At 71.3% G+C, this 20454-nt stretch carries 18 protein-coding genes; 3 read left to right on the top strand and 15 right to left on the bottom strand.

Features of this window, described 5'->3' with window-relative positions:
* Positions 1–608: 608 nt before the first annotated feature.
* The 7 genes from tyrS to ABD912_RS17740 form a co-directional block, all read right to left on the bottom strand.
* Positions 609–1931: a tyrosine--tRNA ligase gene (gene tyrS, locus ABD912_RS17770; protein ID WP_345152892.1), complete on the bottom strand. Its 1323-nt coding sequence runs from the start codon at positions 1929–1931 to the stop codon at positions 609–611.
* 71 nt (positions 1932–2002) lie between these two features.
* Positions 2003–4273: a HelD family protein gene (locus tag ABD912_RS17765; protein ID WP_345152891.1), complete on the bottom strand. Its 2271-nt coding sequence runs from the start codon at positions 4271–4273 to the stop codon at positions 2003–2005.
* Positions 4274–4324: 51 nt separating this feature from the next.
* Complete coding sequence (locus ABD912_RS17760; RefSeq protein ID WP_345152890.1) at positions 4325–4861, bottom strand: adenine phosphoribosyltransferase; 537 nt, start codon at positions 4859–4861, stop codon at positions 4325–4327.
* Positions 4862–4870: 9 nt separating this feature from the next.
* Positions 4871–5656 carry a DNA-3-methyladenine glycosylase gene (locus ABD912_RS17755; RefSeq protein WP_345152888.1) on the bottom strand — a complete coding sequence of 262 codons (786 nt, stop codon included), beginning with the start codon at positions 5654–5656 and terminating at the stop codon, positions 4871–4873.
* Between the two features lie 113 nt (positions 5657–5769).
* Positions 5770–6576 carry a maleylpyruvate isomerase family mycothiol-dependent enzyme gene (locus ABD912_RS17750; protein WP_345152887.1) on the bottom strand — a complete coding sequence of 269 codons (807 nt, stop codon included), beginning with the start codon at positions 6574–6576 and terminating at the stop codon, positions 5770–5772.
* A gap of 176 nt (positions 6577–6752) precedes the next feature.
* On the bottom strand, positions 6753–8216 hold the full coding sequence (gene argH, locus ABD912_RS17745; RefSeq protein WP_345152885.1) for an argininosuccinate lyase: 1464 nt from the start codon (positions 8214–8216) through the stop codon (positions 6753–6755).
* An 84-nt stretch (positions 8217–8300) separates the two neighbouring features.
* On the bottom strand, positions 8301–9512 hold the full coding sequence (locus ABD912_RS17740; protein WP_345152884.1) for an argininosuccinate synthase: 1212 nt from the start codon (positions 9510–9512) through the stop codon (positions 8301–8303).
* Positions 9513–9664: 152 nt separating this feature from the next.
* On the opposite strand from ABD912_RS17740, the gene ABD912_RS17735 reads away from it, so the two are divergent.
* Both ABD912_RS17735 and ABD912_RS17730 read left to right on the top strand, forming a co-directional pair.
* The gene (locus ABD912_RS17735; RefSeq protein ID WP_345152883.1) at positions 9665–10111 is read left to right on the top strand and encodes an ankyrin repeat domain-containing protein; all 447 of its coding nucleotides are present in this window, start codon (positions 9665–9667) and stop codon (positions 10109–10111) included.
* An 18-nt stretch (positions 10112–10129) separates the two neighbouring features.
* Positions 10130–10738, top strand: a complete 609-nt coding sequence (locus ABD912_RS17730) for an O-acetyl-ADP-ribose deacetylase (RefSeq protein ID WP_345152882.1) — start codon at positions 10130–10132, stop codon at positions 10736–10738.
* Between the two features lie 65 nt (positions 10739–10803).
* On the opposite strand, the gene ABD912_RS17725 is transcribed toward ABD912_RS17730, so the two are convergent.
* The 8 genes from ABD912_RS17725 to argC all read right to left on the bottom strand — a co-directional run bounded on the left by ABD912_RS17725 (position 10804) and on the right by argC (position 19285).
* Entirely contained in the window at positions 10804–11364 is a 561-nt protein-coding gene (locus tag ABD912_RS17725; RefSeq protein ID WP_345152880.1) for an SRPBCC family protein, read from the bottom strand.
* Positions 11365–11519: 155 nt separating this feature from the next.
* Positions 11520–13151 (bottom strand): fibronectin type III domain-containing protein, encoded by a 1632-nt coding sequence (locus tag ABD912_RS17720; RefSeq protein ID WP_345152879.1) that lies wholly within the window; start codon positions 13149–13151, stop codon positions 11520–11522.
* Positions 13152–13359: 208 nt separating this feature from the next.
* Entirely contained in the window at positions 13360–13932 is a 573-nt protein-coding gene (locus ABD912_RS17715; RefSeq protein ID WP_345152878.1) for an arginine repressor, read from the bottom strand.
* Complete coding sequence (gene argF, locus ABD912_RS17710; RefSeq protein WP_345152877.1) at positions 13929–14909, bottom strand: ornithine carbamoyltransferase; 981 nt, start codon at positions 14907–14909, stop codon at positions 13929–13931. The genes ABD912_RS17715 and argF overlap by 4 nt, the downstream gene beginning before the upstream one ends.
* Complete coding sequence (locus tag ABD912_RS17705) at positions 14906–16147, bottom strand: acetylornithine transaminase (protein WP_345152876.1); 1242 nt, start codon at positions 16145–16147, stop codon at positions 14906–14908. Before ABD912_RS17705 ends, argF begins: the two co-directional genes overlap by 4 nt.
* Complete coding sequence (gene argB, locus ABD912_RS17700; protein WP_345152874.1) at positions 16144–17064, bottom strand: acetylglutamate kinase; 921 nt, start codon at positions 17062–17064, stop codon at positions 16144–16146. Before argB ends, ABD912_RS17705 begins: the two co-directional genes overlap by 4 nt.
* Positions 17065–17078: 14 nt before the next feature.
* Positions 17079–18257, bottom strand: a complete 1179-nt coding sequence (gene argJ / locus ABD912_RS17695) for a bifunctional glutamate N-acetyltransferase/amino-acid acetyltransferase ArgJ (protein WP_345152872.1) — start codon at positions 18255–18257, stop codon at positions 17079–17081.
* Positions 18254–19285: an N-acetyl-gamma-glutamyl-phosphate reductase gene (gene argC, locus ABD912_RS17690; RefSeq protein ID WP_345152871.1), complete on the bottom strand. Its 1032-nt coding sequence runs from the start codon at positions 19283–19285 to the stop codon at positions 18254–18256. Before argC ends, argJ begins: the two co-directional genes overlap by 4 nt.
* A 198-nt stretch (positions 19286–19483) precedes the next feature.
* Here argC and ABD912_RS17685 point away from each other — a divergent pair, with 198 nt between their 5' ends.
* Positions 19484–20449: a quinone oxidoreductase family protein gene (locus tag ABD912_RS17685; RefSeq protein WP_345152870.1), complete on the top strand. Its 966-nt coding sequence runs from the start codon at positions 19484–19486 to the stop codon at positions 20447–20449.
* Positions 20450–20454 lie beyond the last annotated feature (5 nt).

Raw genomic sequence — 20454 nt, 5'->3', positions numbered from 1 at the left:
GGCGTTTCACCAATATATAAAATCGGTGTCAACAAATTTGGCACACTATTGAGTTCTCAAACAACAGGCGACTCGCGGTTCCGGCGACCAAGAATCCTTGATCTTTATCGCTTTGTTCCGCGGCGACATTTCTAATTTATTTCATCGTTTCCTTCGTGTCAAATCGCCGTTTCCGGCGACCCGCCCCGAAGGAACCGGTCCCACCATCCCCCGCCGAACCCGGGGCGCGCCAAGCGACCCATCCCGACAGGACAATGTTGTGTGTGGATTCGTCGCCCTCCGGTCCAGCCGTTTCCGGCCGTCCCCGTCCCGGCGACTCAGAAAACAATACCTCCAACCGTGCCACGCAGCAAATCGGGGTGCATCCCGGGCGTGTCGCTGCCACACTCCTCCGCCTGCATGCGGTAGTGAGCGGCGCCACCCTGAAGTCCCCACCAGCCACGCGGGCGTCGGCATTCCCGTTAGCCGGACCGGCCCGGGAAAGCGGAACCGTCCTGGGCAGCGATCGTGCAGCATCGGGAAACGCCAAGGGCGGGCGGCCGGGGTGTCCCCGATCCGCCCGCCCTTGGCGAGTGTTCAGTCAGTCCGCACGCGGCGGGTGGCTCAGGTCAGGCGCCCTCAACCACCGCGAACGCCAGCTGCTTCTTGCCGCGGCGCACCAGCAGGTAGCGGCCGTGCAGCAGTTCGGCCGCCTCGATCACGGCATCGGCGTCGGTGACCTTGCGGTTGTTCACGTAGGCGCCACCCTCGGCAACGATGCGGCGCGCAGCCGACTTGGAGTCGGAGAGGCCGGCGGCAACCAGCAGGTCGACGATGCCCAGAGCTTCGGTTCCGACGGTGGCGGAGCGAAGCTCCGCGGTCGCGGCCTTGAGCGTGGCCTCGTCCAGGTCCTCGAGGAAGCCCTGGCCGAACAGCGCGGCGGAGGCGGCGATCACCTTTTCCGTGGCCTCGACCCCGTGTACCAGCGAGGTCACGTCGAAGGCCAGCGCCCGCTGGGCCTCGCGGGCGAACGGCCGCTCCTCCACGGACACTGCCAGCGCCTCGATCTCCTCGCGGGTCTTGAAGGTGAAGACCTTGAGGCGGTCCACCACGTCCGCGTCGGCGGTGTTCAGCCAGAACTGGTAGAAGGTGTACGGGCTGCACATCTCGGCGTCGAGCCAGATCGCGTTGCCCTCGCTCTTGCCGAACTTGGTGCCGTCGGAGTTGGTGATCAGCGGGGTGCCGTATGCGTGGACCGACTTGCCTTCCACCTTGCGGATCAGGTCGGTGCCGCTGGTCAGGTTGCCCCACTGGTCGGAGCCGCCGGTCTGCAGCACGCAGCCGTAGTCGCGGTTCAGCTGCAGGTAGTCCATGCCCTGCAGGATCTGGTAGCTGAACTCGGTGTAGCTGATGCCCTCGTCGGAGTTCAGCCGGGAGGCGACGATGTCCTTCTTGATCATGGTGCCGACCCGGAAGTGCTTGCCGATCTCGCGCAGGAAGTCGATCGCGGACAGCGGCGCGGTCCAGTCCAGGTTGTTGACCATGCGGGCGGCGTTCTCGCCCTCGAAGGAGAGGAAGCGGGAGACCTGGGCCTGCAGCCGGCCCACCCACTCCGCGACGGTCTCCTTGGTGTTCAGCACCCGTTCGGCGGTCTGCCGGGGATCGCCGATCAGGCCGGTCGAGCCGCCGACCAGGCCCAGCGGCTTGTGGCCGGCCAGCTGCAGCCGGCGCAGGTTCAGCAGCTGCACCAGGTTGCCCAGGTGCAGGCTCGGCGCAGTGGGGTCGAAGCCGCAGTAATAGGTGATCGGGTCCCCCGCAAGGGCCTTTTCCAGCGCGGTTTCATCGGTGGACACGTGGACCAGCCCACGCCACTTCAGTTCCTGCCAGATGTTGGGGAAGGACGGATCGTTACTCTGGGCCGCCAGTACGGGGTTCTGCTCGCTCGAAGACACGCCCTTAAACGTAGCATCCGGAGCGGGAGCGCACGGGCCGGCCCGGCAAGGGGTCCCGGCCGACCCGCGCGTTACGGCTCGATGCCGGCCGGGACCGGACCCTCGGCGAGGACGCGCAGGCGCTGGGTGGCACGGGTCATCGCGACGTACAGGTCGCCGACGGTTCCGTCGGCCTCCTGCACCAGCAGCTCCGGTTCCAGCACCAGCACCACGTCGAATTCCAGGCCCTTGGCCTCCTGCGCGGTGGTCACCACGATGTCCTGGTCCAGCCCGCCGGAGCCGCTGCCGACGCGGGATCCGTAGAGCCCGACGACGGCGGCACGCACCTCGCGCAGCATGGCGGCCGGCGCGATGACGGCCACCAGGCCGCCGTCGGCCAGGCCGACCTCCTCCGGCAGGACCTCCGCCAAGTGCGCCAGCAGCGTCCCGGCGGCAAGCCTGTCCACGACCGGCGGCCACTCGCCCTCGCGGACGGCCTTGGGCGCGGACACCACCAGGCCGGCGGCCTGGGCCATGAGGGCTGCGGCCTCGGCGATCTGGGTCGGGGTGCGGTAGTTGACCGTGAGTTCCTCGAGCGTGAAGCGCTCCCCCACGAATGGCTCCATGGCCCCTTCCCAGCTGGTGGCGCTGGCCGCGGAGCTGGCCTGGGCGATGTCCCCGACCACGGTGAAGGACTTCAACGGGCAGCGGCGCATCAACAGGCGCCACTGCATCGGGGAAAGTTCCTGGGCCTCGTCCACCACGATGTGCCCGTAGGCCCACGTGCGGTCCTGGGCGGCGCGCTCGGCGGCGGTCGTCACCCCCTCGGACTCCTCGTTCATGGCCGCGAGGTCCTCGGCGTCGACCGTCCCGTCGGCGCCGATCTCGCGCAGCATCGCGTCGACGTTGCGCAGCGCCTGTTCGGCGTTGGCGATGTCCCGCTGGCGTTGGGCCTCCTGCTGGGCCTGGGCGCGCCCGCTGCTGGCGTCGAAGGTGCCCAGCAGTTCGGCAGCCTCGTCCAGCAGCGGAATGTCCGCCTCCGTCCAGGCCGAACCCGGGGCGCGCCGGAGCACCAGGCGCTCGGCCTCGCTCAGCTGCGGAGCGGCGGCCGCCAGCTGTTCGGGCCTGGCGAAGAGGTCCTCGATGAGCTTTTCCGGCGTCAGCGGCATCCAGCACAGGTTCAGGGCGATGCGCACGTCGCGGGAGGAGCGCACATCCTCGATGAGGTAGCTGCGGTCCACCGAGTTGCCGGTGCCTGACGATTCCTCGAGCTTCTCCTGCAGCTGGTCGGCCAGCTCGCGGAGCATGATCTTCACGAAGGTGGCGCGGGCCTCGTTGTGCGGCTTGTGGGTGGCGCGGGCCCTGTCGCGGGCGCGGCGGACCGCACGCGGGTGCAGTTCCAGCACGGTGCCCTCGACGACGACGCGGCGCGGGCCCTCCGGCAGGCGCTGCCGGTTGGCCACGGCGCGGCCGACCACCTCTGCCATGTCGAGGCGGCCCTTGATCCGGGCCGCCTCGCGGCTGGCTTCGGGGATGGCGCGGATGCCGGGCATCAGCCGGCCCAGGCTGGCCATGACCACGCCGGTTTCGCCCAGCGACGGGAGCACCCGTTCGATGTAGCGCATGAACGACGTCGAGGGCCCCACCAGCAGCACACCGGCGGACTTCAGCCGCTCCCGGTGCTGGTAGAGCAGGTAGGCGGCGCGGTGCAGGGCGACGGCGGTCTTGCCGGTGCCGGGTCCGCCCTGGACCACCAGCACGCCGGCCAGCGGCGTGCGGATGATGCGGTCCTGCTCGGCCTGGATGGTGCTGACGATGTCCGTCATCCGGCCGGTGCGCTTGGAGGTCAGTGCGGCCAGCAGCGCGCCTTCGCCCTGCTGGTGTCCTCCCTCGGAGAGCAGCGCGGTGTCCAGTACGTCGTCCTCGAGGGCGATCACCTCGCGGTTCTTGAGGATCAAGTGGCGGCGGCGGCGCACCCCCTGCCGCTGCAGCGCGGTGGCCTGGTAGAAGGCGCCGGCCTCGGGGGCGCGCCAGTCGATCATGAGCCGGCCCTGGTCCTCGTCGGTGAGGCCGATGCGGCCGATATAGCGGGAGTTGCCGTCCGGGGTTTCCCCGTCCAGGTCCAGCCGGCCGAAGACCAGGCGCTCCTCCACGGCGTTCAGCTGGGCCAGCCGGTCCTCGTACATGGTCGCGAAGGCGTCGCGTTCGGAGACGTTCTGCATGGAGCCCACCGCACCGGTCCCACGGACCCTGGCCAGCTGGGCGGCCTTTTCCACGCGCAACGCATCCAGCCGGCGATACAGGCCGGCAACATAGTGGCGTTCGAGCTCAAGCTCCGGCTGGACCGAAGTCGCCTCTTGCATGGATCCTCTTCTCACGCGTTACGACGGACAAACAATTGTACTCTTCGCGGCTTAGACCTGCTGCAGGGCGTGCACGCGGTGGCCGGCGAGGCGTTCGCGGCCGCCCAGGCCGGACAGCTCCAGCACGACGCCGACGCCGGCAACCGAACACCCCGCGCGCTCGAACAGGCGCACCGCCGAGCCCACGGTGCCGCCGGTGGCGAGCACGTCATCCAGGATCAGCACCCGGGTGCCGGGGGCGACGTCGTCGCGGTGCAGTTCAAGGGTGGCGGTGCCGTATTCGAGCGAGTAGTCCTCGGAGTGGACCGCGCGCGGCAGCTTGCCCTTCTTGCGCACGGTGACCATGCCCGTGCCGGTGGCGTAGGCGGCGGCCGCGGCGAGCACGAAGCCGCGGGCCTCCAGCCCGGCGACGACGTCGAAGTCTCCCGCGAACGGGGCGACGATCTCGTCGACGATACGGCGCAAGCCGGTCGGGTCGGCGAAAACGGGTGTCAGGTCCTTGAAGGAGATCCCGGGTTGCGGGTAGTCAGGGACGACGACGGAGAGCCGGTCGAGCAGCTCGGTGACGGTTTCGGAGGCTTTTGGCACCCCACCATGTTAGCGGCTCGGCACCGCGCCGCCGGCCGATTCGCCGCCCGGCGCCGGAGGTGTCGGGCGGGGCGTGCGGGACCGTGTGCGGACGACGGCGGGCCGGTAGCGGGAGACTGTCGGTTCCCCGTCGATCCAAAAACGCCACGGGTAGCCGTCCGATCCGCCGGGGCCGGCGACGCCCACGCGCGGTCCCTGCAGCACCTGCCCCGGCGACACCGTCCCCCATCCGGACAACTGCAGCACGGGGGCCTCGGGGCCTTGGCCCTCCCCCGCTGCGGGATCCACCGCGGGATCCGGTTCCGGACCGGTGGAGGTCCCGAGCCGGGTTCCGTTGTGGTCCAGGGTCAGGCCCAGGCTGCGGGCCAGCCGCGCCGGCCCGCTGGCCAGGTCGCGGTCCCGCAACGGCCGCGCGCGTCCGGACGCCGCCCCCAAGCCTGCGGACTTCCTGCGCTGCGACCGGTCGCGTGCCGTTTCGGCCCCGGCCAGCACCTCGCCGGCACGCAACAGCACGGCGGAGGCTTCGCCGTCGTGCCCGCAGACGATGTTCACGCAGAAATGCATCCCGTAGGTGAAGTACACGTAGACGGTGGCCGGCGGACCAAACAGGGCCGCGTTCCGGGCGGTCCGGCCGCGGAAGCCGTGGGATCCGGGGTCGTGCCCGCCGGCGTAGGCCTCCACCTCGGTGAGCCGGACGGAGACGGGCTCACCATCGACGGTCGAGGTCAGCACGGCCCCCAGCAGCGCCGGCGCCACCTCCAGCAGCGGCCCGGCGAGCAGCTCCGTGCCCGACAATCGGGCCAGCGGCACCCCTTCCCGAGGGAAGCGGGGGGACGGCAGGTGGCCGGGCGGAAAACTACCCTGCGGCACATTCTCCATCGGCACGGTGGGCATGGCGCGCCGGCCGGCTAGGACTGCCGTGCCGCCGGTTCGGCGGACTGGGCCTGATCCACCGCGAGTGCCTGATCCACGGCAAGCGCCGGTTCCGCCGGCAGCGCCGAGGGCCAGGGACCGAGCTCGGGCAGTTCGGCGGCGTCCGCCGCGGCGGTGGCGCGGACCTGTCCGGAGGGCTCGCGTCCGGCCAGCCAGGCGGCCAGGTCGAACTCCATCCCGGTGAGCACCCAGCTGTCCCGCCCCTCCCCCAGCACCACGGGCGGACGGCCGGTGGGCTGCAGGACGAAGCGTGCCCCGGCGGGCACGCGCGGGGCCAGGAACTCGAACAGGTGGGCGCAGAACTCGGGGGTCCAGTCCACGGGACCGGCGGTGCCGCCGAGGTCGTAGGCGTGGATGGTCAGCTCGCGCCAGGCGCCGAACACGCAGTCGGCGACCGTGCCGTGGCCGCGGAAACTGGTCGCCGCGTCCCAGCCGTCGGCGGGGACGGCGTCGAGCTCGGCTTCGAACAGGTCCAGGGCCTCGCGGAGCCGATCGCGCAGCTGGGCCGGCGCCATCAGGGCCCCCAGGTCGATGCGGCGGTTGCGCCCCTCCATGCCGCCGTCGTAGAACTCGATGCGCTCGCCGCGGCGGGCGTACTCGAGCTGGCGGGCCAGCGCGCGGGCCACCCCGTCGATGTGGGCCAGGACGTGGGCCTTGGACCAGCCGGCCAAGGCCGAGGGGGTGCGGAACGCGGAGTCTTCCAGGCGGTCGGCCGTGCGGCGGAAGTTCGCGGCGGCGGCACGGACCGCGCCGGCCAGGTCAGTGGGTGTGATCCGGGTCATGGGCCCAGCCTAGCCCGGCTCCCCCGTCCGCGTCAGTGACCCCGCCTGGCTGACTGTGCCTCAGTGACATGGCACGACGGCGGCCGGTGGCCTTCCGTGCGGAAAGCCACCGGCCGCCGTCGTGAGGTATGGCAGGCTGCGGACCCCTGCCGAGCGGGCGAGGAGCCCGCTCGGCGCTAGCCGGCGTAGCCGCGCAGGGCTCCCAGCTGCTCCTTGAGGGCGTCCAGCTGCGCAGCCACGGCGGACGGCGCGGTGCCGCCCTGCGCGCTGCGGGCGTTCAGCGACCCCTCGGTGCTGAGCACGGAGCGGACCTCCGGAGTCAGCGCCGCGGAAATGCCGGCGTAGTCCTCGTCGGTCAGGTCCCACAGCTCCACGCCGCGGGACTCGGCCAGCTTCACGGCCGCGCCGGAGAGCTCGTGCGCCTCGCGGAACGGCACGCCCTGGCGGACCAGCCATTCGGCGATGTCCGTGGCCAGCGCGAAGCCCAGCGGGGCCAGCTCGGCCATCCGCGCGGTGTTGAACCGCAGCGTCGCGATCATCCCGGAGACGGCCGGAAGCAGCAGCTCCAGCGTGTCCGCCGCATCGAAGACCGGTTCCTTGTCCTCCTGCAGGTCGCGGTTGTAGGCCAGCGGCAGGCCCTTGAGCGTGGCCAGCAGCCCGGTCAGGTCGCCGATCAGGCGGCCTGCCTTGCCGCGGGCCAGCTCGGCCACGTCGGGGTTCTTCTTCTGCGGCATGATCGAGGAGCCCGTGGAGTAGGCGTCATCGAGCGTGACGAAGGAAAACTCCTTGGTGGCCCAGAGGATGACCTCCTCGGAGACCCGGGAGAGGTCCACCCCGATCATGGCGGCGACCCAGGCGAACTCGGCGAAGACGTCGCGCGCGGCGGTGCCGTCGATCGAGTTCCAGACGGCCGAATCGAAGCCCAGGTCGGCGGCCACCGCGTTGGGGTCCAGCCCCAGCGTGGAGCCGGCGAGGGCACCGGAACCGTACGGGGAAACCGCGGCACGCTTGTCCCAGTCCGCCAGCCGCTGCACGTCGCGCAGCAGCGCCCACGCGTGGGCCAGCAGGTGGTGGGACAGCAGGACCGGCTGCGCGTGCTGCAGGTGGGTGCGGCCCGGCATCGCGGCGTTCGGGTGCGCCTCGGCCTGCTCCACCAGCGCATCGATCGTGGCCAGCACGCCACGGGCGATGATCCGCGCGTGGTCGCGCAGGAACATGCGCCCCAGCGTGGCCACCTGGTCGTTGCGGGAGCGGCCGGCGCGCAGCTTGCCGCCGAGGGCGGGCCCGGCCCGCTCGATCAGGCCGCGCTCCAGCGACCCGTGCACGTCCTCGTCGGACTCGGCCGGCACGTAGGCGCCGGAGACGACGTCGGCGTCCAGCCGGTCCAGCGCGTCCAGCATCCCGGCCAGCTCGGCGTCATCGAGCAGCCCGGCGGTGTGCAGGACGCGCGCGTGGGCCTTGGAGCCGGCGATGTCGTAGCGGGCCAGGCGCCAGTCGAAGTGGGTCGACTTGCTCAGGGCCGCGAGGGCGTCCGCGGGGCCGCCGGCGAACCGGCCACCCCACAGCGCGCCCTCGTTAGTCCCCGAGCGCTCCCCAACCTCGCTTCGCTCGGCCGGGGCCCCCTGCGCCCGTGGGCCCATCGAGCGCTCCCCAACCTCGCTTCGCTCGGCCGGGGCCCCCTGCGCCCGTGGGCCCATCGAGCGCTCCGAGCCTTCGGCGGCCACTTACTTGGCCTCTCCGGCCACGCGCTCGTCGCGCTCGGTGGCGACCTTGGAGGTCAGGCCGAAGATGTCGATGAAGCCGCGGGCGCTGGACTGGTCGAACGTGTCGCCGGTGTCGTAGGTCGCCAGGTCGAAGCGGTACAGGCCGGTGTCAGAGCGGCGGCCGTTGACGACCGCGCGGCCGCCGTGCAGCTCCATGCGGATGTCGCCGGAGACGAAGCGCTGGGTGTCGTCGATGAAGGTGTCCAGGGAGCGCTTCAGCGGGGAGAACCACTGGCCGTCGTAGACCAGCTCGGACCAGCGCTGGGAGACGGTGGCCTTGAAGCGGGCCTGCTCGCGCTCGACGGTCACGTTCTCCAGGTGCTTGTGGGCCTCCATGAGGACCATGGCGCCCGGGGCCTCGTAGATTTCGCGGGACTTGATGCCGACCAGGCGGTCCTCGACCATGTCGATGCGGCCGATGCCCTGGGCACCGCCCCGGCGGTTCAGCTGCTCGATGGCCTGCAGCGGGGTGACCGCGACGCCGTCGATGGCCACCGGAATGCCTTCCTTGAAGGTGATGGTGACCTCGTCGGGAGCCGGCGGGAACTCCGGGGAGTCCGTGTAGCTGTAGATGTCCTTGGTCGGGGCGTTCCAGATGTCCTCGAGGTAGCCGGTCTCGATGGCGCGGCCCCAGACGTTCTGGTCGATCGAGTAGGGGTTCTTCTTGGTGGTCTCGATCGGGAGCTGCTTCTCCTCCGCGTAGGCGATGGCCTTGTCGCGGGTCAGCGCCAGGTCGCGGACCGGGGCGATGCACTTCAGCTCCGGGCCCAGGGTCTGGATCCCGACCTCGAAGCGGACCTGGTCGTTGCCCTTGCCGGTGCAGCCGTGGGAAACGGTGGTGGCACCGAACTGCTTGGCGGCCTTGACCAGGTGCTTGACGATGACCGGACGGGAGATCGCGGAGATCAGCGGGTAGTGGTTCTGGTACAGCGCGCCGGCCTTCAGGGTGGGCATGCAGTACTCGTTGGCGAACTCGTCCCGGGCGTCGGCCACGTAGGCCTCGACGGCGCCGCAGCCGAGGGCGCGCTGGCGCACCGTCTCCAGGGACTCGCCACCCTGTCCCACGTCAACGGCCACGGCGATCACCTCGGCGCCGGTGGCGTCGGCGATCCAGCCGATGGCGACGGAGGTGTCCAGGCCGCCCGAATAGGCGAGGACGATGCGTTCCTTCACGGTGTTCTCCTTGGTCAGTCTGCCTCCCGCGCGCGCGGATGCCCGCGGGATAGTGTCGTTTCTTATTCACAAGTCTACATAAATATGCAGAAAGGTCGACCTGCGCCGGGGCAGCGGCCTGTTGAGGGGGCTCGAACGGTACCCTGTTCATCATGACCCAGGATTCCGCCGCCGGCACCCCCGAGCAGGGCGCTGCCCCGCTCGCCGAAACCCAGCTCACCGACGACGAGCTTGCCTTCCTCCACTCGACCTTCGACATGGCGCGCAACGGCGAGACCGACCGCCTGCTCGCCCTGGTCGACCAGGGCCTGCCCGCCGACCTCACCGACGCCAAGGGCGACACCCTGCTGATCCTCGCCGCCTACAAGGACCAGGACGCGATCGCGCGGGGCCTCGTTGAGCGCGGCGCGGACGTCAACCGGCTCAACGACAAGGGCCAGGGGGCACTCACCTGCGCGGTCTTCCGCCAGAACGAACCCCTGACCCGCTTCCTGCTGGAGCGCGGGGCCGATCCGAAGCTGGGGGCGCAGAACGCGCTGGCGGTGACCGACATGTTCGGCCTGCCGGAGTTGAAAAAGGTCATCGAGGAATACCTCTAGCGCGAAGCAGGCCCGTTCATGTCCACGTCGTCGCCACGCAAGGACCCGGCTGACCCGCGCTTGCGCATCACGGTCCGCCGCGGGGACATCACCGTCCAGGACACGGACGCGATCGTGAACGCCGCCAACTCCGCTCTCGCCGGCGGCGGCGGGGTGGACGGGGCCATCCACGCCGCCGCCGGTCCGGAACTGTCGGCCGCGTGCCGCGAACTGCGCCGAACCGTGCTGCCCCGCGGGCTGCCGGTGGGCCAGGCGGTGGCCACCACGGGAGGGCGGCTGCCCGCGCGCTGGGTCATCCACACCGTGGGACCCAACCGCCACGCCGGCCAGACGGATCCCGCGCTGCTGGCCTCCTGCTTCACCTCCAGCCTGGACGTCGCCGCCGAACTGGGCGCGCACAGCGTCGCCTTTCCGGCGGTCAGCGCCGGGATCTTCGGCTGGGACGTCGAGGAGGTCGCGCGGATCGCGGTGGACGCGGTGCGCGGCTGGCGCGCGGCCCCGCAGACAGGAGAGGCCACGCCGGCACAAGCAACGCCAAGGCAGGACGACGTCGGCATCGCCGAGGTGCGGTTCGTACTGTTCGGCGCCGCGGAGGAAAGCGCCTTCCGGCGCGCGGCCGGCGAATAGCGCCGGCCGCCAAGCACCCACACCTGGCCAGGTCAGTCCTGAACCAGCCCGGTCCTTGAGCGAACTCAGTCTTCGGCGAGCAGGCTCGAGGCCGGAGCTTCCGGGACCGCCCCGCTCTCCAGGAATTGTCGGGCAACCGCCAGTTCGATGATCCACCCCTCCGTGTTGTCCTCACGGGTGTGCCGGCGGGTTTCTTCCGAGACGGGAAGGGACTCGAAGCCGCTCTCGGCAACGGTGAGCCTCACGGTGCCTTCGCCGGAGTCCTCCAAGCGGAATTCGATCAGCGTCGAGCCCTCGTCCTGCCCCGCCGCGGGTTGGGGGGCGGGCGCGGTTTCGGAGGCGGGCTCGAGCGCGAGCTCGGTTATGGCCTCGGTTTCGGGGCCGGGCTCCACGGGCAGCCACCGGAACGCCGCGCGGTGCGGCTCCTCCAACGCCACCGTGCGGATCAGGAAGGTTCCGTGGTCCGGGTCGGTGACGCGGGCGAGGTCGCCGTCGCGTTCCACCTCGTGCCGGGTAATGCCGCCGTCGTTGATGAACCAGCCTGGTTCGGACACGAGGGCCCACGCCGCGGTGAGGTCCGTGCGGATCAGGATCGAGCGTTCGATGCGGTCGGTGGATGCGTTCATTGGTGCCTCCCCTGCTTTCGGTGGCGCCACACCTCCGTTGGCGCGGCCCGTTCCTGCACCCATGCTCGCACCCGTTTCCGCCGTGCGCAAACATCCCTCCCGGCCGGAAAGACGGGCAGCGCCCGGGGCCCAGGGCAACGGTCCGCCGCTACGGCTCAGAAGCGTGGCGGCCAGGAGGAAGCGGCCACGCTGACGGTGCGGAGGACTCGGGTGGTGTTCCCCGCCGCATCGGAAACCGCGTAGACCAGCCGATACTCGCCGGGAATGCTGCTGAGGACCCGGCCGGAGACACGAAGGGCAGCGGTGAGGTCGCCGTCCCGGGCGTCGCTGGCCGACACTCCCTCGAGCGGATCGAAGCCTCCACCCCGCGCGATGGCGGCGGTTGCCGCTGCCGTGATCGACGGGGCCTCGCGGTCGGGCTTGGAAAGGGCGACCCTGTCCAGGACGGAAACGGTGGCGTTGGCGGCGGCTCCGGAAAGGACGTAGGTGGTCAGCGTCAGCACGTCGTCCGTGACTTCCACATTGGTGAAGTTCGCCCGTTTCGATTGGTTCCGCACGGCCGCGTAGGCGAACTTCCGGTCTTTTATGGAGTAGAACTTGCTGGCGCTTGAGGAGTTGGCCGTCAGATACAGGACCTCGCCCTCCTCCGGTTCCAGGTCCCCGGCGAGTTCCCCGCGGTCCCGGGACGGGGTGGTTCCGTCCATCAGGAAGGAGCGCACGTACACGTGGTCGTGGCCCATCAGGACCACGTCCACCCCCGCCTCGGAAAACACCGGCGCGAGTGCCTCGCGGCGGGCGAGGATGCCCGCCTGGGTGGCATGGTGGGCCACGCTGAAGACGGAGTGGTGGAAAGTGACGATCGTCCACGCCGGGCCGCTGCCCTGCTCGTCGGTACCCTGTTCGGCGATGACCTCACGCACAAAGGCCGCGTGCGCGGCATTGTCCTCGATGTTCGAGTTCAGGTTGATGTACAGCGCGCCGTTGTAGCGGAACCAGTAATCGCCCTCGGGCCGGGAGTCGCGGGCCGTGCCGGAGTTCGGCATGTTGAAGTGCCGGTCGTAGGCCTCCGAGCCGGCGTCGTGGTTGCCGATGGTCGTGGCCAAGGGAAGCTCGGCCAGTTTCCCGGGGGCCAGGAATCCGGCGTACTGGGCCTCGTCCGACGCCTCGTTCACCTGGTCCCCGGCGGACATCAGGAAGGCGGTGCCGGGGAACATGTCCGTGGCCCGGCGCACGGTGCTGGCCCACCCCGCACTGTCCGTCCCCAGCTCCCCCGCGCCGATCTGCGGGTCGCCGAACAGCAGGAAGGCGTGGCCGGCGCCGAAGTCCCCGGTCGTGAAGGCGTGGGTCCTGGACCAGCCGGCGGCGTCGCTGCCCACCCGGTAGAGATAGCGGGTGCCCTCCTCCAGTCCGGCCAGCGTCGCATCGTGATAGTGCCGGCCGCCGTCCTCGCCCCCGGACGTGGCGGCGACGGTGGTGGCCACGCCGGCGGGGAAGGCCCCTCCGGCGGCGTCCGCGGCCTTGGCCAGTTGCACATACTGGTCCTCCCCCGTGGCGGAGGACCAGGCGAGGTTGCGCCGGGACTGGTCCGCGCCGATGTTCAGGACCAGGCTTTCGACCTCCAGGACCGGGCCGCCGACGGCGGTGCCGGAAGCGGCGGGGGCGGCGGACCCTGCAGCCGAACAGCCGGCGAGGACTGCCGCGGCCGCCAGGAGGGCCACCGCCCGGGCGCGGAGGATCGGGGCGGGACGGGCTGCGGCGGGACGGGCTGCTCGGGGGTCCTGGGCCATGGGCGGTCGTTCCTCGAGGTCGGCATCCTGGCAGGTTCTGGCAGTGTAGTGCGCGTTCGGTCCGATTCCGAGGGCGGATTCCGGGGGGCGGATTCCGGGGGCACGGGCCACCGCCGGGCGGGACGGGCAAGGGTCCCGATGCCGCGGTGGTGTCGGGACCCTGGGGGCAGCGCTGGGCCGCCCGGTGGATGGCTTCTTGCGTCCTTCGCTATTGGGGGTCGGCCAGTTCCAGGAACCGGGCGGCCACGTCCTCCCCGCCCTGCGCGTCGCGGGTGACCAGCAGGACGGTGTCGTCCCCGGCGATGGTACCCAGCACGTCGGGAAGGACTGAGTGGTCGATCGCCAGGGCCAGGAAGTTCGCGGCCCCCGGCGGGGTCCGCAGCACCACGATGTTCCCGGAGGCTTCGGCGGTCACCAGCAGCTCCGCGCACAGCTTGGCCAGCCGGGCGTCCAGCACCTCCTGGGTGGGCCCGGTGCGCGGGGTGCGGTCCCCGCCCTCGGCGCGCACCGCGTACACCAGCCCACCGTCGACCCCGCGGACGCGGATCGCCCCCAGCTCCACCAAATCGCGCGAGAGGGTCGCCTGTGTGACCTGGATGCCCTCCCCCGCCAGCAACGCGGCCAGCTCGGCCTGGGACCGCACGGACGCGGCACCAAGGATCGCCTTGATGCGCGCCTGCCGCGCGATCTTGGTGCCCGGCTGGATCGAGCTGGGCTGCACCGAACCGGCCTGCGTCGAACCTGGCTGCACTGAACCGGGCTGGGCGGAGGAGACGCTCATCGGCCGCGGGCCGCCGTCGCGCTCTCCAGCTCGGCCAGCCCGGACGCGGCCATCAGCCAGGCCATCAGCGCCTTCTGCGCATGCAGGCGGTTCTCCGCCTCGTCCCAGACCACCGACTGTTCGCCGTCGATGACCTCGGCGGCGATCTCGTACCCGCGGTAGGCCGGCAGGCAGTGCAGCACCACCGCATCCGGCGCGGCCAGCCGCATCGCCTCGGCATCCACGGCGTAGGCGCGGAACAGCTGCAGGCGTGCCTCCTTTTCCTCCTCCTGGCCCATGGAGACCCAGGTGTCGGTGGCGACCACGTCGGCCCCGGCCAGCGCGGCGGCCGCATCGGTGGTCACCAGCACCGAACCCCCGGTCTCGGCCGCGCGCGCCTCGGCCGCCGCCACTATGTGCTCGGCGGGCAGGTAGCCCTCGGGGCCGGCGATGCGCACGTGCATGCCCGCGGTGGCGCCGGCGAGCAGGTAGGAGTTGGCCATGTTGTTGGCGGCGTCGCCCAGATACACCATCGTCAGCCCGGCCAGGGTGCCCTTGTGCTCGCGCACGGTGAGCAGGTCGGCCAGCAGCTGGCAGGGGTGGTAGTCGTCGGAGAGCGCGTTGATCACCGGCACGCGGGAGTTCGCGGCCATCTCCTCCAGCCCGGACTGGGCGTAGGTGCGCCAGACGATGGTGGAGACCATCCGGTCCAGCACCTTGGCCGAGTCGGAGATGGACTCCTTGTGGCCCAGCTGGGATTCGCCGGCGTTGATGACCAGGGGCGAACCGCCCAGCTCGGTGATCCCGGCGGCAAAGGACACGCGGGTGCGGGTGGAGGTCTTGTCGAAGAAGACCGCCACGGTCTGCGGGCCGGCGAACGGCCGGTAGCCGTAGCGGTCGGCCTTCATCGCCAGGGCCAGGTCCAGCACCTCGGCCTGCTCGGCGGGGCTCAGGTCGGTGTCGAGCAGGAAGTGGCGGACGGGGGTGGTGGTGCTCACGGGGTCTCCTTCGCGGCGGCGTAGATGGCGGGGACCGCGTCGACGAAGCGCTGCAGCTGCTGCGCGGTGACGATCAGCGGCGGGGCCAGGCGGACGGTGCGCGGGCCCGGCGCGTTGACGATGAAGCCGGCCTCCAGGGCGCGCTGGACGAAGGCGGGCGCGACGTCGGCGTCCAGGTCGAAGCCGACCAGCAGGCCCTCCCCGCGCACCTCGGTGACGGCGTCGAGCGCGGCCAGGGCCGCACGGACGGCCTCGCCGGTTTCGGTGACGTGGCGGAGCAGATCCTGCGACTCGATGGTGTGCAGGGTCGCCAGCGCGGCCGCGGTGGCGACCGGGTTGCCACCGAAGGTGGTCCCGTGCTGGCCCGCGGTCAGCAGCGTTGAGGCCGCCTCGCCGAACGTGATGAGGGCACCGATCGGCAGGCCGCCACCCAGGCCCTTGGCCAGGGTCATGGCGTCGGGCAGGACACCTTCGGAGGCGAACCACTTTCCGGTGCGGCCGATGCCGGTCTGGACCTCGTCGAAGACCAGCAGGGCCCCGTGCTCGCGGGTCAGTTCGCGGGCCGTTTCCAGGTAGCCCTCCGGGTAGCCGCGCACGCCGGCCTCGCCCTGGATGGGCTCGATGAAGACGGCCGCGACGGTGTCGTCGATCGCGGCACGCAGCGCGTCGGCGTCGCCCGCCGGGACCCACTCGACCCCGCCGGGCAGCGGCTCGAACGGCTCGCGGTAGGCGGGCTTCCAGGTCAGGGCCAGGGCGCCCATGGTGCGGCCGTGGAAGGAGTTCTCCAGCGCGATGATGCGGGTGCGCGGCTTCTCGGCGGTGCCGGCATTGCGGCGGGCCAGCTTGAACGCGGCCTCGTTGGCCTCGGTGCCGGAGTTGGCGAAGAAGACCCGGGACCCCTTCGGGGCGCCGGAGAGCGCCAGCAGCTTCTCGGCGAGGGCGATCTGCGTGGGGCTGGTGAAGAAGTTGGAGACGTGGCCCAGGGTGGCCAGCTGGGAGGACACCACGGAGGTGAGCAGCGGGTGGGCGTGGCCCAGCGCGTTCACGGCGATGCCGCCCAGCAGGTCCAGGTACTCCTTGCCGTCGGCGTCCCAGACCAGGCAGCCCTGGCCGCGCACCAGCACGCGCTGGGGGGTGCCGAAAACACCCATGAGGGAGCGGTTGTAGCGCTCCAGGAGTTCGGGTCCGTGCAGGCCCGCCAGGGCTGCGAGTTCCTCGGTTGCTGCCAGTTCGGTCATTTCTCATCCTCCGGGACGACCTGGGTGCCGACGCCGTCGGAGGTGAAGACCTCCAGCAGCATCGAATGGGGTTGGCGGCCGTCGACGATGTGGGCGCGGTCCACGCCCTCGTCCACGGCCTTGAGGCAGGCGGCCATCTTCGGGATCATGCCCGACTCCAGGCCCGGGAGCATGGTGCGCAGTTCCTCGGCGGTGAGCGAGGAGATCAGCGAGGACTTGTCCGGCCAGTTCGCGTACAGGCCCTCGACGTCGGTCAGGATGACCAGCTTGCTCGAACCCAGCGCGACGGCGACGGCGGCCGCGGCGGTGTCCGCGTTCACGTTGAGCACCTGGCCGGTGGGCACGCCGTCGGCGTCGACCTCGGGAGCCACGGTGGAGATGACCGGAATGCGGCCGGCCTCGAGCAGGTCGATGATGGAGCTGGGCTCCACGCCGGTGACCTCGCCGACCAGGCCCAGGTCCACCTCCTCGCCGTCGACGAGCGTGCCGGTGCGCTCGGCGCGCAGCAGCGCCCCGTCCTCGCCGGAGAGGCCCACGGCGTAGGGGCCGTGGGAGTTGATCAGTCCCACTAGCTCGCGGCCCACCTGCCCGGTGAGCACCATGCGGACCACGTCCATGGCCTCCGGGGTGGTCACCCGCAGTCCGCCCTTGAACTCGGATTCGATGCCCAGCCGCCCCAGCATGGAATTGATCTGGGGGCCGCCGCCGTGGACCACCACCGGGTGGATGCCGGCGTGGTGCAGGAAGACGATGTCCTCGGCGAACGCGCGCCGGAGGTCGTCGTTGACCATGGCGTTGCCGCCGTACTTGATCACCATGCGGGAGCCGGCGAAGCGCTGGATCCAGGGCAGCGCCTCGATGAGGGCCTCGGCCTTGCGCTGGGCCGTGTCCATGGGAGTGGTGTGCGTGCTGCTCATGCTGCGGGGCCTTCCTAGCTGGAGTACGCGGAGTTCTCGTGGACGTAGTCGTGGGTGAGGTCGTTGGTCCAGATCGAGGCCTCGGCACTGCCGGCGGCCAGGTCGATCTCCACCAGGACCTCGCGGCCGGACAGGTCCACCAGGTTGCGGTCCTCGCCGACGCCGCCGGCGCGGCAGACCTGCACGCCGTTCATCGACACGTTCAGGTTCTCCGCCTCGAAGGCGGCCTTGGTGGTGCCGACGGCGGAGAGGACGCGGCCCCAGTTCGGGTCCCGGCCGAAGATGGCGGTCTTGAACAGGTTGGAGCGGGCGACGGCGCGGCCGACCTCCTCGGCGTCCGCTTCGCTGGCGGCGTTGAAGGTGCGGATGGTGATGTCGTGGGAGGCGCCCTCGGCGTCGCGGATCAGCTGCAGCGCCAGGTCGGTGCACACCGCGGTCAGGCCCGCGGCGAACTCGTCCGGATCCGGGACGGTGCCGGAGGCGCCCGAGGCGAGCAGGATGACGGTGTCGTTGGTGGACATGCAGCCGTCGGAGTCGGCGCGGTCGAAGCTCACCCGGGTGGCCCCGCGCAGCGCCGCCTCCAGCGCCGCCGGTTCCACGACGGCGTCGGTGGTCAGGACCACCAGCATGGTGGCCAGGCCCGGGGCCAGCATGCCGGCGCCCTTGGCCATGCCGCCGATCGCGTAGCCGGTGCCGGCGAAGCCGGCCTGCTTGGAGACGGTGTCGGTGGTCATGATGGCGGTGGCGGCGGCGGATCCGCCGTCGAACTCGCTGCCGGTGCCCAGCTGCGCTGCGGCCGCGTCGACGCCGGGCAGGATCTTGTCCATCGGCAGCTGCTCGCCGATCAGGCCGGTGGAGCAGACCAGCACGTCGCCGGAGCTGATGCGGAGCACCTGGGCCACGTGCTCGGCGGTGGCGTGGGTGTTCTGGAAGCCGAGCGCGCCGGTGCAGGCGTTGGCGCCACCGGAGTTGAGCACGACGGCGTCGGCGCGCCCGTCGCTGACGGCCTGGCGGGACCAGTGCACCGGAGCGGCGGCGACGCGGTTGGAGGTGAACACGGCGGCCGCGTGCCGCAGCGGGCCGTCGTTGACCACCAGGGCCAGGTCCGGCTTGCCGGAGGCCTTCAGGCCTGCGGTGATGCCGGCGGCGCGGAAGCCTGCGGGGGCGGTGACCCCGAGCGGGGAAGCGGTCACGGGGCGACTCCTTCGATGTCGAGCCCGGCGGTTTCCGGCAGGCCCAGGGCGATGTTCATGGATTGGACGGCACCGCCGGCGGTGCCCTTGGTGAGGTTGTCGATGACGCAGGTGACGATCACGCGGCCGGCGTGCTCGTCGAAGGCCAGCTGCAGCGTGGCGTGGTTGGAGGCCACGACGTGCTTGGTGTGCGGCCAGTGGCCGGCCGGCAGCACGTGCACGAACGGCTCGTCCGCGTAGGCCTGCTCCCAGGCCGCGCGCAGCGCGGCCGCGCCGACTCCCGGCCTGACCCGGGCGGTGGCGGTGGTGAGGATGCCGCGGGACATCGGCGCCAGCGTGGGGGTGAAGGAGACGGACACCGGTTCGCCGGCGGCGTTGGAGAAGCCCTGTTCCATCTCCGGGGTGTGGCGGTGCGCGCCGCCGACCCCGTAGGGGCTCATCCCGCCCATGACCTCGGAGCCGAGCAGGTGGGTCTTGGCGGACTTGCCCGCTCCGGAGGTGCCGGAGGCGGAGACGATGACCACGTCGTGCGGTTCCAGCAAGCCCGCGGCGAAGCCCGGGACCAGGGCCAACTGGGCGCTGGTCGGGTAGCAGCCGGGGACGGCGATGCGCTTGGCCCCGCGCAGCTTCTCCCGCTGTCCGGGGAGCTCGGGCAGCCCGTAGGGCCAGGTGCCGGCGTGGGCGGAGCCGTAGAACTTCTCCCAGGCGGCGGAGGATTCCAGCCGGTGGTCGGCGCCGGCGTCGATCACCAGGGTGTCCGCGGGCAGCTGGGCGGCGATTTCCGCACTGGTGCCATGCGGCAGGGCCAGGAAGACGACGTCGTGTCCGGCCAGGTTCTCCACCGTGGTGTCCACCAGGACGCGGTCGGCGAGCGCACGCAGGTGCGGCTGCAGGTCGCCCAGGCGCTGGCCGGCGTTGCTGTGGGCCGTGATGGCGCCGATGGTGGTATTGGGGTGGTGGGCGAGCAGGCGCAGGACCTCGCCGCCGGCGTACCCGCTGGCTCCGGAAACCGCTACTGAGATGGTCATGCGGTCCACTCTAGACCTGTTTATGCATTGTGGCTAATAATTATTCACACCGTTTTCGGCCCGGACGGAACCGCGGGCCGGACCCGCCCATCCAAGAGGCGCTGCCGGACCCACGGTGCGGCATACTCCATTCATCATCCGTTAACCCTCCCGTCCTACAGTCGTCCCGAACCACTCGCCCCCTCCCGAGGAGCCCCCATGCCGTACGCCATATTCGCCCCGGGCCCCGGTGGACCCGACGTGCTTGAGGCCGTCGAGGTCCCGCGCCCGGTCCCCGGGCCCGGACAGCTGCTGGTGAAGGTGGCCGCCGCCGGAGTGAATTTCATCGACACCTACGAACGTTCCGGCGTGTATGCCGTGGACTTCCCGTTCTGTCCCGGCCAGGAGGCCGCCGGCACCGTGGAGGAGGTCGGCGAGGGCGTGTCCGGGTTCGCCCCGGGCGACCGGGTCGCCACCGCGGCGGCCGCGCACACCTACGCCGAGTACGTGGTGCTGGACGCGGAGCTGGCGCTGCCGGTCCCGGACGCGCTGGAACTGGAGACCGCGGCCGCGCTGGCGCTGCAGGGCCTCACCGCCCACTACCTGGTCACCTCCAGCTTCAACGTCTCCCCCGGCGACACCGCGCTCACCTACGCGGGGGCCGGCGGCGTCGGCCTGCTGCTCACCCAGCTGCTGAAGCTGCGCGGGGCCACGGTCATCACCACCACCTCCACCCCGGAGAAGGCGGAACTGGCCCGCGCCGCGGGCGCCGACCACGTGCTCGGCTACGCCGACGTGCCGGAGCGGGTGCGCGAGCTGACCGGAGGCCGCGGAGTGGAGGTGGTGTACGACGGCGTGGGCCGGGACACGTTCGAAGGTTCCCTGCGTTCCCTGCGCCTGCGCGGCACGCTGGTGCTGTTCGGCGGCTCCTCCGGCCAGGTCCCGCCCTTCGACCTGCAGCGGCTGAACGCCCTGGGCTCGCTCACCGTGACCCGTCCGAGGCTGGCGCACTTCCTCAGCACTCCCGAGGAGCGCAGCTGGCGCGCCGGGGAGATCTTCGGGCTGGCCGCGAAGGGGACCCTGAAGGTGCGCATCGGCGCCCGCTACCCGCTGCGCGAGGCCGCCCGGGCCCACGCGGACCTCGAGTCGCGCGCCTCCACCGGCAAGCTGGTGCTGGTTCCGTGACCCCT

The organism is Arthrobacter ginkgonis (assembly GCF_039540195.1).
GTDB classification, from domain to species: Bacteria; Actinomycetota; Actinomycetes; order Actinomycetales; family Micrococcaceae; genus Zafaria; species Zafaria ginkgonis.
The sequence above is the reverse complement of the archived record's forward strand: the minus strand, read 5'-3'. Positions and strand labels throughout refer to the sequence as shown.